This window comes from Bacteroides sp. M10 (assembly GCF_014334015.1).
GTDB classification, from domain to species: domain Bacteria; phylum Bacteroidota; class Bacteroidia; order Bacteroidales; family Bacteroidaceae; genus Bacteroides; species Bacteroides intestinigallinarum.
Genome location: NZ_CP060488.1, coordinates 5,281,666 through 5,293,874 on the forward strand (window position 1 = coordinate 5,281,666; position 12,209 = coordinate 5,293,874).

Annotated in this window: 10 protein-coding genes and 2 pseudogenes; 6 read left to right on the forward strand and 6 right to left on the reverse strand. The window is 43.8% G+C overall.

The window, feature by feature from the left end:
* Nucleotide 1 precedes the first annotated feature (1 nt).
* Nucleotides 2–2,194 carry a hypothetical protein gene (locus H8796_RS19415; protein WP_004311265.1) on the forward strand — a complete coding sequence of 731 codons (2,193 nt, stop codon included), beginning with the start codon at nucleotides 2–4 and terminating at the stop codon, nucleotides 2,192–2,194.
* Between the two features lie 3 nt (nucleotides 2,195–2,197).
* Here H8796_RS19415 and H8796_RS19420 read toward each other — a convergent pair.
* Nucleotides 2,198–2,371 (reverse strand): annotated as a pseudogene (locus H8796_RS19420) (transposase); the annotation flags it as partial.
* A gap of 232 nt (nucleotides 2,372–2,603) precedes the next feature.
* Between H8796_RS19420 and H8796_RS19425 the strand changes: the two are divergent.
* Nucleotides 2,604–3,290, forward strand: a pseudogene (locus H8796_RS19425) (transposase); the annotation flags it as partial.
* Here the strand turns inward: H8796_RS19425 and H8796_RS19430 are convergent.
* Nucleotides 3,262–6,810 carry an Eco57I restriction-modification methylase domain-containing protein gene (locus H8796_RS19430; protein WP_004327088.1) on the reverse strand — a complete coding sequence of 1,183 codons (3,549 nt, stop codon included), beginning with the start codon at nucleotides 6,808–6,810 and terminating at the stop codon, nucleotides 3,262–3,264. The pseudogene H8796_RS19425 and the gene H8796_RS19430 sit on opposite strands and share 29 nt — an antisense overlap.
* Before the next feature lie 195 nt (nucleotides 6,811–7,005).
* Nucleotides 7,006–7,170 carry a hypothetical protein gene (locus tag H8796_RS19435; RefSeq protein WP_005651720.1) on the reverse strand — a complete coding sequence of 55 codons (165 nt, stop codon included), beginning with the start codon at nucleotides 7,168–7,170 and terminating at the stop codon, nucleotides 7,006–7,008.
* 301 nt (nucleotides 7,171–7,471) lie between these two features.
* On the opposite strand from H8796_RS19435, the gene H8796_RS19440 reads away from it, so the two are divergent.
* Entirely contained in the window at nucleotides 7,472–7,675 is a 204-nt protein-coding gene (locus H8796_RS19440) for a helix-turn-helix domain-containing protein (protein WP_032849094.1), read from the forward strand.
* 12 nt (nucleotides 7,676–7,687) lie between these two features.
* Complete coding sequence (locus H8796_RS19445) at nucleotides 7,688–7,981, forward strand: helix-turn-helix domain-containing protein (RefSeq protein WP_004311261.1); 294 nt, start codon at nucleotides 7,688–7,690, stop codon at nucleotides 7,979–7,981.
* A gap of 64 nt (nucleotides 7,982–8,045) precedes the next feature.
* Here the strand turns inward: H8796_RS19445 and H8796_RS19450 are convergent, their stop codons facing one another.
* Together H8796_RS19450 and H8796_RS19455 are read right to left on the reverse strand one after the other, a co-directional pair.
* The gene (locus H8796_RS19450; protein ID WP_004311260.1) at nucleotides 8,046–9,257 is read right to left on the reverse strand and encodes a site-specific integrase; all 1,212 of its coding nucleotides are present in this window, start codon (nucleotides 9,255–9,257) and stop codon (nucleotides 8,046–8,048) included.
* A gap of 19 nt (nucleotides 9,258–9,276) precedes the next feature.
* Nucleotides 9,277–10,506, reverse strand: coding sequence for a site-specific integrase (locus tag H8796_RS19455; protein WP_004311259.1), 1,230 nt, complete (start codon nucleotides 10,504–10,506; stop codon nucleotides 9,277–9,279).
* A 206-nt stretch (nucleotides 10,507–10,712) separates the two neighbouring features.
* Here H8796_RS19455 and H8796_RS19460 point away from each other — a divergent pair, with 206 nt between their 5' ends.
* Nucleotides 10,713–10,991, forward strand: a complete 279-nt coding sequence (locus tag H8796_RS19460) for an integrase (RefSeq protein WP_317127765.1) — start codon at nucleotides 10,713–10,715, stop codon at nucleotides 10,989–10,991.
* A gap of 104 nt (nucleotides 10,992–11,095) precedes the next feature.
* Complete coding sequence (locus tag H8796_RS19465) at nucleotides 11,096–11,449, forward strand: hypothetical protein (protein WP_117935630.1); 354 nt, start codon at nucleotides 11,096–11,098, stop codon at nucleotides 11,447–11,449.
* 509 nt (nucleotides 11,450–11,958) lie between these two features.
* Here the strand turns inward: H8796_RS19465 and H8796_RS19470 are convergent.
* On the reverse strand, nucleotides 11,959–12,168 hold the full coding sequence (locus H8796_RS19470; RefSeq protein WP_147340095.1) for a hypothetical protein: 210 nt from the start codon (nucleotides 12,166–12,168) through the stop codon (nucleotides 11,959–11,961).
* Between the last annotated feature and the right edge of the window lie 41 nt (nucleotides 12,169–12,209).

Sequence of the window (12,209 nt, forward strand, 5' to 3'; positions counted from 1 at the left end):
TATGAATAAATACATCCTTTTGGCAATTACCGCTTTGTGCTTACAGGATATGCAGGCGCAAACAGTTGTACATCCTAGTATAAAAACAAAGACTACTTTTGCAATTGTAGTCGATCAGAAAAGTTATGATGAAGCGAAAAGTGAAATTGATGCTTATCGTACCAGTATAGAAAAAGAAGGTTTAGGTACTTACTTGCTAATTGATGATTGGAAAAGGCCCGAACCTATTCGTGAGCAACTTGTCAAATTGCATGAGAATGAGAAAACGCCTTTGGAGGGTTGCGTATTTATAGGTGACATCCCTATTCCAATGATTCGTGATGCACATCATCTATCTTCGGCTTTCAAAAGGTCTCCCAAAGCCAATTGGCAGAAATCAAGCGTTCCTTCCGACCGTTATTATGATGACTTCGGATTAAAATTTGATTATATTAAACAAGACAGTTTGATACCTGACTATCATTATATGACATTGCGTGCTGATTCTAAACAGTATATTTCACCGGATATTTATTCGGCCCGTATCCGTCCATTACATTTAGAAGGTGAGAACCGTTATCAGATGCTACGCGATTACTTAAAAAAGGCAGTTGCCGAAAAAGCAAAGCAAAATGCATTTGACCAACTGACTATGGCCCGTGGCCATGGTTACAATTCTGAAGATCCTTTGGCATGGAGCGGTGAGCAAATAGCCTTACGTGAGCAATTGCCGCAAATATTCAAATCGGGTAATACAGTGAAGTTCTATGATTTTAACATGCGCTATCCGATGAAACCATTATACTTGAACGAGATTCAGCGCGAAGGATTAGATGTCATGCTATTCCATCACCACGGTGGCCCCACCATGCAGTATATCAATGGCTATGAAAATGGTTCCGGTATTAATTTGAGTATTGAGAATGCCAAAATATTCTTGCGAAGCAAAGTGCCTTCATACGCCAAGAAACATGGGCGTGAAGCTGCTATCAAAGAATATGCCAAGCAGTATGGGGTGCCTGAAAGTTGGTGTGCGGAAGCTTTCGATGAGGAGAAAATAAAATCGGATTCCATTGTAAACCGTAATATGGATATCTATACTGAAGATATTCGTCTTTTGACTCCTAATGCGCGTTTTATATTGTTCGATGCTTGTTTCAACGGTTCTTTCCATTTGGATGACAACATTGTAGGCTCTTATATATTCAATAAGGGTAAGACCATTGCTACTATGGGATGTACGGTTAACACCATTCAAGATAAATGGCCGGATGAATTTCTCGGCTTGTTAGCTGCCGGTATGCGCATCGGGCAGTTCACTCGTTTTACCTGCTTCTTGGAAAATCATCTGATCGGTGACCCGACTTTTCACTTCACCAATAATGCCGGGCTGGATATGGACATCAACCAAGCTTTAGTTGCGCAGGAAGGAAATGTTACATTCTGGAAAAAACAGCTGAATTCCCCTATGGCTGACATGCAGGCAATGGCGCTCCGTCAATTGTCAATGGCAAATTATAGTGGTCTCGTTGAGTTGCTGAAGAAAAGTTACCACGAATCGAACTATTTCGTTGTGCGGTTGGAAGCATTACGCCTATTAGCTTTGAACTATCCGACAGAGGTTGCCGATGTATTGCAGACAGCCATGAACGACAGTTATGAACTGATCCGTCGTTATGCGGTGGAATACGTTGAAAAGAATTGCAATCCGGAATTGTTGCCGGCATGGATAGAAAGCTATTTATTACGCGGACATGAAAACCGCCATCGTTTCAGAATTTTTAGTGCTATCAACACGTTCGACCATGATATGGCTTTGAATGAATTGAAGAAACAGGCTGCCGATTGGTCTTTCTACGATTCTTCCTATGTGAATGAATTGTTAGAATACCTTCCTCGCCAAAAGAAAGGACTTGAAAGAGATTTTGCACTTATTGACAGTCCGGAAAGTACTACCAAACAGATACAAAGCGAAATAAGTAGGTTCCGAAATAAACCTATTGCTAAAGCTATTGAGCCATTACTGAACATTATAAAAAATGAAAGCCAAGAAGAAGAACTTCGCATATTGGCTGCTGAAACATTAGGCTGGTATAATTTATACTATAATAAAGCAGATATAATCAAAGAACTTAACACATTTAGAACTTCCAATCAAAAGCTAATGAACGAAGTTACCAAAACAATTAATAGGCTGAAAAGTCAAAATAGGTAGAATCATCCAAACGATGAGATAGACCGGATCCAAAGGGCGGTTCTGCCATTCCTGAGCAGCCTGGTTGACTTTGTTCGTGATGATGGAAATAGCTGATGTGGACAGTTCTATCTCATAGATTTCACGCATCTCCTCTTCTATGTCTGACACGCTCATTCCTTTGGCATATAGGGAGATAACAAGTTTTTCTTTAATATTATCGACACTATACAGGGACATTCAGTAAATGTCTATAGTATAACTCCTCAACCAGTTCCAGACACCAATCATTAAAACAGGGATATTCCTAAAATAATAAAATTTAAGGCAACTAATTCATTGCGAGTTAGTTGCCTTTTTTGTATCTTTAAGCATTCCCCCCAAAAAACGGTTTGACGGCCAAAACGGGGGTAATCTAAAATAAAAACACATGGTAAAGATACAAAAAATCTCAGAAATCGAACCTCGTTTAGGTTTTACCGAGTTCGATATGCTAAAAAAATATCGTCAAAGTTTTGCAACGAGTGAATTAGGTCGCCTCCATGCTCTGTTTCCTTTCTCGGAACTGACCCGACAAATGCATTTGAAGTCCTCTGCTTTGGGTCGTAAAAGTTATTTTTCTCCCGAAGGTAAAATAGCCTTGATGGTCTTGAAGTCCTATACCAACTTTTCCGATGCACAACTGATTGAGCATTTAAACGGTAATATTCATTACCAGTTGTTTTGTGGTGTTCAGATTGATCCGCTTCATCCACTAACCAATCCTAAAATCGTTAGTGCAATTCGTCAGGAACTAGCGCATCGCCTTGACGTTGAGCCCCTCCAGCTCATTCTTGCCGAGCATTGGAAACCTTATCTTGAGAACCTTCATGTCTGTATGACCGATGCCACCTGTTATGAAAGTCATCTGCGTTTTCCTACTGATACCAAACTCTTATGGGAAGGTATTGTATGGCTTCATCGTCATCTGTGCAAACATTGCCAGACCTTGCACATACAACGTCCCCGTAACAAGTATCTTGATGTACGCCGTGCCTATCTTGCTTATAGCAAACTGCGTAAACGCAGGAAATCACAGACTCGTATGATTACACGAAGGTTACTTCAGTTATTGGAAAATTCAATACTGCCAACAGATAATCCAAATGATCGCCTGTCATAATATAACAGGCATTGTTCATTACATAATTGTTGGCATCATATGCAAAAGCCATTTGGTTTCCGATTATTTTCCATACAATTTTTGGCTTAGAAAAATCCTCCCAATAACTGATGCTATCTTGTGTTTCAAACCACTCGTTACTAGTTTTCTTTCGGGCTTTTATTTTTTTGCCATTAACAATATGAGTTTCTCCTGTTTGTTCTAAACGCTCTATGCCAATTGACAGAAGATAATTTTTCACCGCAGGATAACTTTCTATATCATAATGCCGCGAAGGAAATGTGGCTATAATCCACAAGTCCGCCCATTCATATTCATATCTCTTGATATCCCTGCCACGAAGAATCGGTCGTATAAGTTCAGCCGTCCGAACACGTTCATCTTCTGTTTGACAATTCGCTAGTATCTCATCACGCTTTTCGGTAGAAATGATAAAAGCATCATTGAAACCAGTTTTTATCCCATAGTTGATTTGGATGTTCCAATCCTTCAAGGGTATTCCCACAGACTCAATCTTCTGCTTGATGCTCTGTTCAATGGGAGACAATATCATCCATGGGATAGAATCTGCAAAGTTACACTTCACGCCTTGTTGCTGCACGAAATCGCTCAAATTATTCAAGCCATTCGAATCTTGTACCAAACAAGCTTGTGTGTTAAAAATATTTGCTGCTTTTTGAGATAAAAGAATATTTGCTTCTACCGTTATTGCATCGAATATTTTTATACCTGCAAAATCTACCAACATAATAGGATTGGTCTTGCTTGCGAAATAACCTCGCAAGGCTTCACCATACCCTGCACGCATCCATTTATTAGACGTGATATAGCAAAGAAAACCATTGGGAGTAAGCAGGTTCATACCCAACTCATAGAAGAGGCAGTAAATATCACCAGTGCGTGCATAAGTTATGTAACCCATGCATTCTAATACATCGGCACTCTTACCCATAGATTGTAACTGAATGTAAGGTGGATTGCCAATGATACAGTCAAATCCCAAGAAGTTGCCTTCGGCATCAAGTACTTCTGGAAACTCTATACGCCATTCGAATGCACCAAGATAAATTTTGTTGGAGCGTATTTCCTCAAATATATTTTCTAAAGTCGCAATTTCTTTCTTTAAATCGGCAATGCGCTTGTCCGACGCTTTCTTTTCCTTTTTTGTCGGTTCAAACAGTTGAGGCGCTTGTAAGTTTGCCAACTCAGAGCGGCGTTTGTTCAATCTAACCAATCGTGCATCCCGGCGGTTGATCTCTGTTTTCAGTTTCGACTTGATTTCTGTTATAAACGTTTCCAAATCCTGCTTTTCGCTTTTACTTTGGGCATTTTTATATTTAGCTACAGCCTCCTTATATTGGCTGATGCTGATACTAGACTCTCGCAGTACGGTCTGAATACTGTCTGTCAAAGCGAATCGGTGAAGCAAAGAATTTCCACATTTGATGTTAATGTCGATATTTGGTAAGGTTTCTAAATAAGTGTAATTACTTTCAGCCGTATAGTAAGCATTCTTCAACAATTCAATCCACAGTCGTAGGCGGCAAATCTTCACAGAGTTGGGGTTAATATCAACGCCAAATAAACAGTTCTCAATGATTTGACGCTTCTCCTTGAAAAGAGTTTCCTGCATGCGGCGACTTTCCGCATTGAGTGGGTTGTAAGCAAATAAATTACCTTCGGTATCGGTAACAATCAGCTCGTCATTTTCAATGGCAAGTTGATAGTCCGCTTTGCGGATACGCTTACCGGTAGCATCTACCAAAATACCTAATTCGTATTTCAAGAGTATCAGTTCATTGAGAGCAGACACAAGAAAGTGACCCGAACCAACAGCTGGATCACACAGTCGCAAACTGTTAATTAGTTCATTAGCTTCGACTATATTGTCAATATGGTTGTATAGTTCTATACGGGTGGTACAATTCCAGCCATAATAACCATTAAACTTTTGCAACACGGTCTTGGTGATTGCTTCACGGCACATGAACATAGTGATAAAGCCTGGAGTGAATACTGAACCATCCTTGTGACCATTTATTTTCTCGAATATAAGCCCTAAAACAGAAGCATTGATGAGTGTTTTAGCCTCTTCTTGCACTTCTTCACTGCCTTCGCTCGCAAAGTTATAAGCGTCGAGAAAAGCAAACAAATATTGCAGGGTGGGTAATGCGTTGACTTGTAGATTGCGTTTTTTATTTCGTAATACGCTACTCGCCAAGACAGGAAGTACCGTACGTTGTGAAAGGCTGTTTATCTTAATTGTTTTACTTTCCAAATCTGTCACCTCGAAAAGAGAACTGTTAAGATAGGGAACGTAAGCAAAATCACGCATAATGGAGTGTGTGCGGCTGCCCATGTCACGTGCAAGCACTTGGAAAAAGAGTGTGTTGAGATCATCATAGTCATGAATCTTAGTTATTGAAAGAAATTTATAGATTGCATCTCCATTGTGGTATTTCAACATCTGAGCCTCCAACAGTTTCAAGAAAAGGATACGATTCATCCAAGTAATACACAATTCCATTGCAACATTGAATAACCGTTCCTCATAATCATTCCCATACAAACGACCATTTATGTGACGCAAACAATCTTCTGCATCCAGTTGGTTAATAGTATTCTCTAGTAATGAAGCCTCGTCACGCCGTTCCACAGCTTTGCGTACAATCACGGTTTTATTATTCTCTTTGCGTTCCTCAATACCAATAATGTGTAGCAGCTCAGTGTAGAATCCACGGTTGAGCGAATTGCTGTCATTTTGGAACGATAGCTTCAAAAGATGTGTATCGCTGAATATCTTATAAAGTTCGATAAGTTTGCGTGAAGCGCTACTGTCTGTTCTATCAAGCAGGTGTTGATAGTCTTGTAAGTTGAAGTAAGTGTATTCAAGGCTATCTTTCACCTCCTCAATATAGGTTGTTGCAATTTCAGTATAGAAGAAATCGGTTTTGTTACTGGTTTTGCGTCCATCCACAAAGTCTTGAAACTCACGACGTAATTGTTTGTTCTGATAGAATTTGCGTTCAAACTCATGGGCATCAAAAATAAAGAATTCATGAATATTAGTAGCGATGAGATATTTAATATCATTGTTCTTCTTATTGACACGTTCTTTAAGATAGTATAGCAATAATTCCTGCAAAGCCTTACGATTAAGATTGTCATTAGAAATCATCTCACCTTTGTTGGTGGTACTCTTTACTTCAATCAATAACCCTATATTGGACTTGATAGTTTTATCCAATCGGATAGCCAAATCAATATCTTCTTCGGGAGCCATGTAGTATGGCTTGTAGAACGTTTCACTCAGAAAATTACGTAAATGTTCTTTTTGCGTGTGTTCTCTTTGCCCATCCACAATATTGTCTCTCAATGTGCGAAGGGCATTTTTGAATAAGTCAAAATCTGTTGTTTCAATCGCAACCTGTCTATATGCTTTGTTCAAAACTTGATTCGGTTTGAGTAGTCCCATAATGTTTGGTAAATGAGTTAATAAAATACAAAGGTAGTCTAAAAACTTGATAATAAAGAATGAACGTATTGGTTTAACGAAAGTTTGTTCTACTGCCAGCCATTATCAACAAACAATAGCAGCAGTAGATTTGACATGATTCTACTTATTATATTGTAATAGCCAGCCAAAGTAATCTTTTCACATCCGGATCTATCACAGGTTGGATAAGTTGTTAACCTGAAGGTAACCGACCTGATGGTATAGGAACAGGAAGAAGTCTGTAATCATGGCATTTACCCGGATAGAGAAGCCACATTTTTTATTGCCGGACTTCCGGCATTGCCTCATCCATGTGTGAAAAGGAGTTTTTTCTTTCACCACAACGTTCCTTTCACATACCCAAAGGGGGTAGTGGATCCAGACCTGCTTCGGCTTTCTTTTTCCTTCCCATATGACAAAAACCGACTATCCATGACTATTCCTGCCAGTGTGCCGGTCGTGCTTGCCTCTCATGGTTTCTTCCCTTATATTCGCACTGATATTTAAACGAGTTGAAAATATGGAAATATGCTACATCGAGGCCGGTGTCCTTGAGAGGATGCTGGCGCGCGCCGAGAACCTGTCCGCACGTGTGGACAGATTGTATGAGAGAAACCGCTGTAAGGAACCCGGAGAGTGACTGGACGGCCAGGATGTCTGCCTGCGCCTTGACATCTCGCCGCGTACCCTGCAGACTCTCCGCGATACCGGACGGCTGGCGTTCACCCGCCTCCAGCGCAAGTTCTATTACAAGCCCGGGGATGTGGAGAAGTTGATGGTCTACGTCGGCATCAGACGCAAGGAGAAGGAGGTGAGAGAAAGAAGGAAGAACGGAAACCTTTAAAGAGCGGAAGAGATGGAAGGCATTATCGACAAGGAGAACGAACGTGTCCGCAGGTTCTTTGCCCTGCTGGACGACATGGAGAAAAAAGTGGAACGTCTTGCTCGTGACAACCGTCCTCCCTTCAACGGGGAACGGTTCCTGACCGACAGGGAGCTTTCCGGGATGTTGAAGATCAGCCGCAGGTGCCTGCAGGATTACAGGGACCAAGGACGGATTCCCTATATCCAGCTTGGCGGGAAGATCCTGTACAGGCAGTCGGACATCGAGAGGCTGCTGGAGGAGAACTATCACCCTGCATTGGTATAATATCGTATTTAAGTTTAAGGATTGTCGCCGGAATTGCATTTACGATTCCGGCGGCAGTTTTTATTTAGCCTGCGGCTTCCTTGCCGGCCGCGGGCTTTCTTCTTTCCATCAGCCGGTTCATGTCCGAGGATATCTTCCGGTCGGTGACCTGGGCGTAGACCTGCGTGCTGTCGATGTTCGTGTGGCCCATCATCCTGGCGATGCTCTCTATCGGAATACCTGCGGTCAGTGTCAGGGTCCCGAACGAATGCCGGGCCATGTGGTAGGACAGGTTCTCTTTCATGCCTAATGCCACGCCCATTCCATGTACCTCATACCAGAGGACGTCGCGGACCGGCAGCGGGAATACCGGCCTGTCGTCATCCGTGGTGTTGTAAAGCTCCAGTATCTGTCCGGCTATGGGATGCAGCGGGATGAACGCCTCCACGTCCGTTTTGGCGCGGCGGATGCGGATATACCTTCTTCCTTCCGAAGTCGTTCCGATGTGACGGGGATGGAGAGCCCTCGTATCCGCGTAGGCCAGACCGGTCAGCGAGGAGAAGATGAACGTCCTGCGTGCCAGCTCCATCATCGGGTCGGGCAGCGGGGTTTCCATCATCCGCTTCAGTTCACTGCGGCTGATATGCCTTAGTTTAGGTGTTTCTTTCCTCTCGTATGCCACGTCCTCTATCGGATTGGCTCTTAGTATTTCCCGGTCCACGGCGATGTAGATGAGCCGGTTGAGCCAGCACAGGCAGTGGTTCACGTGTCCGTTCCTGTGTCCCAGCTCCTTCTTGAGAAAGACCTTGAACGATTCGGCGAACTCCTCGGTGATGTCCGAAAAGGCGATGTCCTTCATCCCGCGGGATTCGATGAACTGCCTGAGGTTGAGCTGGGTGGTCTTCGACTGGCGGTAGGTGGAAGTGGAGTTGATCTCCTTGGAGCGGACCCTGAGCCGTTCGCGTTCCACCTCTCCGGCCTGCAGGAGGTATTCCGGTACGGAATTGGCGCCTGACACGGTGGTCTTGAGCAGTTCGGCCGTGACCACTCCCTGGTTCCTCAGCAGGTTCCCGTACGCCTCTTCCAACCGGCTGCGGAAGGCGGCAAGGCGGTTGTTCTCCCTGGCTGTTTTGATTTCACACTTCTTGCTGTCCCAGTCCCCGGGTTTGCAATAGACGCCTGTCGTGACTGCCGATTTCTTTCCGTCGATGCTGATCCGGCAGAGGACGGCGGTCGTGCCGTCCGATTTCACCTTGTTACGGTTGATGTAGAATAAGAGCTTGAATGTACTGCGCATGATAATGATTGTTTAGGGATTAAAGGATAAGTTTCAAATCGCGGGTTGCCTCGACGAACCTGTCCATGTCCTCGAACAGCTTCTTCGGGGTTACGCGCGCGTATATCTGGGTGGTCTTTATGTTGGAGTGTCCCAGCATTTTGCAGATGGTCTCTATCGGCACTCCCTCCTCGAGCGTGACCAGCGAGGCGAAAGAATGCCGTCCCATGTGGTAGACAAGGTCCTGGCTCAGCCCTGCCATCAGGCGCAGGGATTTCATATTGGCCCTGAGCGTGTGGTAGTCCTGCGGCGGGAAAAGAGTCTCGCGGGTATCGTCCCGGTATTTCTCAATCAACGCGACGGCTTCCGGAAGCAGCTTGACACGTCCGAGGTAGTCGGTTTTCTTTCGCTGGTATTTCAGCCAGAGGCTGCCCTCGTCATCCCGGAAGAGGTTCTTCCGGGTGATGCTTACCGCATCGGCATAGGCGGTGCCGGTGTAACAGGCGAAGAGGAAGAGGTCCCGGGTGATGACATGTGACCTGCGTTTTTCCGGTATCTCCAGATCACGCAGCTTCTCGAAATTCTCACGGCTGAGTGCTTTCGGTGTTGTCTCCTTCTGCTTGGGCAGCTTGAAGTGGCAGAAATGGTATTTCTCCGAGTGGCCCTCCTTGTAGGCGATGCGGCAGATCTTTTTCAAGATGGCCAGGTAGCCGCGAAGCGTGTCCACGGCATATCCCTTTTCCAGAAGGATGAAATCCTGATAGTCGCGGATGAACTGCTCGTTGAGCTGCCCGAAGACAAGGTCCGGAACCTTGAATTTCGCCTTGATGAATTCGGAAAGCGTGCGGTAGGTGAAGAGGTAGGTCGAGAGTGTGGTGGGCGCACGGTCCACACCGACACGGGCCTTCATTTCCCCGTTATGCCGGTCGAGAAGTTTGAGCAGGGTCATCTGCATGCCCGCATTGCCCTGGAACATGTCCCTGACCGCGGCGGCATCGAAATCCCTTTTTCTTTCCATGAGGGAATTGAAGGCCGAGTGTACGGCAAGCAGCAGTCTTTCTATTTTTTCATTGGTCTCCACCGCTTCCCGGCTCTTGCCGTTCAGCCGGCTCTCACGCGCGTTCCACAGCCCGGGGGTGCAGGAGAGCTTGCAGCTGAACTGCGCCATCGTGCGGTTGAGGGTGATCCGTCCCATGATCGGGGCTTTGCCGGTCTTGTCCGGCTCGCTCTTTTTCAGGTAGAGCAGCACCTTGAATTTTTCCACTTTCATAACGCTCTTTTTTAGGTTGTAAAAATACTCCTTTGAAAAGCGTCCTTTGGCATGCAAAACATTGAGAAACAGTGAATACAAATCCGCTTTGTTCTTATCGGTAAAAATTCGGTTACCTGCCGTCGTTTCCGAAACAGGCGGCTAACAGTCTGGTAACTGAAACGTCGCAATATTTTGTTTTCTTTTGCAGGTCTGTCTGTTCTGCAATTCTCGCAAAATGCTTAATTATAAACGTTTTACGTTTAATTATCGTCATTCTGTTTTTTATTGCATTTCTAAATATTACTTACACCGCACGCCATACGTGGGCTACGACTGCTTATTATTGCGAAATCCATCCGGGAGTGATCTCCGAAGCAATGGGACATTCGTCCATCACGGTAACAGAAACCTACCTGAAGCCATTCCACAGCAAGAAAATAGATGATGCGAACAGGAGGATTATTGATTTCGTAGAGCGGTCGATAGGGAAAGCAATCGCTTGACAAATAGAACGTTACTTCGTAGGTAACGGGATTTTGAATATGCAGCAAAAGTATGCATATTTACTAAAATAAGTACACACATCATTCTCTTTTGTGGAGCGGTCATGTTGACGACGTCTTGCGTAAAGGATGATATTTATAACACTCCGCATCCATCACAGGGAGCAGTAATGATAACCACAGACTGGAGTAAGCGTTCGACTGAAGCCACACAGCCTGTATCGTACCAACTCCGTATCTCCAATCAGTCAGGGCAGACCGACGAGCAGGCTGTGAAAGGCAGCATTAATCTTTTCCATTCATTGCTGGCTCCGGAAACTTACGAATTATTGGTTTACAACTCTCCCGAAGCGATGACCGTTTCCGGTGATGTCGCTACCGTAGCTTCAACGGACGGAAAGAATTTGGAAGCCTTACCCGGCTATCTCTTTTCGGCAGCACAAACATACAAGTATTAATGATTGGACCTCTGCAGTGTTACCGGATAATGGAGAAGTAGTAGCTGGTCAATAAGGAGCAAACATAAATACGTATATATAAAGTAAAGTCCCATTTTGTTACAAAACAAAACGGGACTTTACTTTTTTAAACTACCATATAAACTCTACCATACTATCATTTCTTACTCAAAAAAAACGTTTATGTATTGGCCATCATACAGATATACGAGTCGCCTTTTGGATTATTTTATCCTTCTCCTTGACCGTATTCAACAAAAAAGCGCTATCTTTGTTTTGTAATTGAGACACAACATACAATGGGAAGATTTATCAATCCCTTTACCGATTTTGGCTTTAAGGTGCGACGTGTTAAGTTGTATAAATAATTGTTTTACGTTCATAGAGATAAAACCTGCTATTCCGTTAGCAGTTGCCTATCGGCATATGCATCACTAGTAATGGTTTTGTATAAAGCTGTCGAGACAATGTAATCCTCCTTAAAAGAAAGAACTGCTTGTGAGAGTATTTCAATGATTGGGAGTGTAACCCAGTCGGGATGCTAGGCAGAGTGGTATGATTAACAGAAGTGAACTTCCGTAGGTGTCGTTACGAAAGAACAAGCCAAAAGCACTGATAGGCTTGAACCAAAAGGTGGGCAGTAGGCTATTCTCTCCTTTGAATGGGAATACACGGACATAAACTCTGTCGGCATAAGAGGAAGAATCTAACCCACTCATTTTGTTATTTATACAAAACACGGTAAACCGGTACTTCTCTA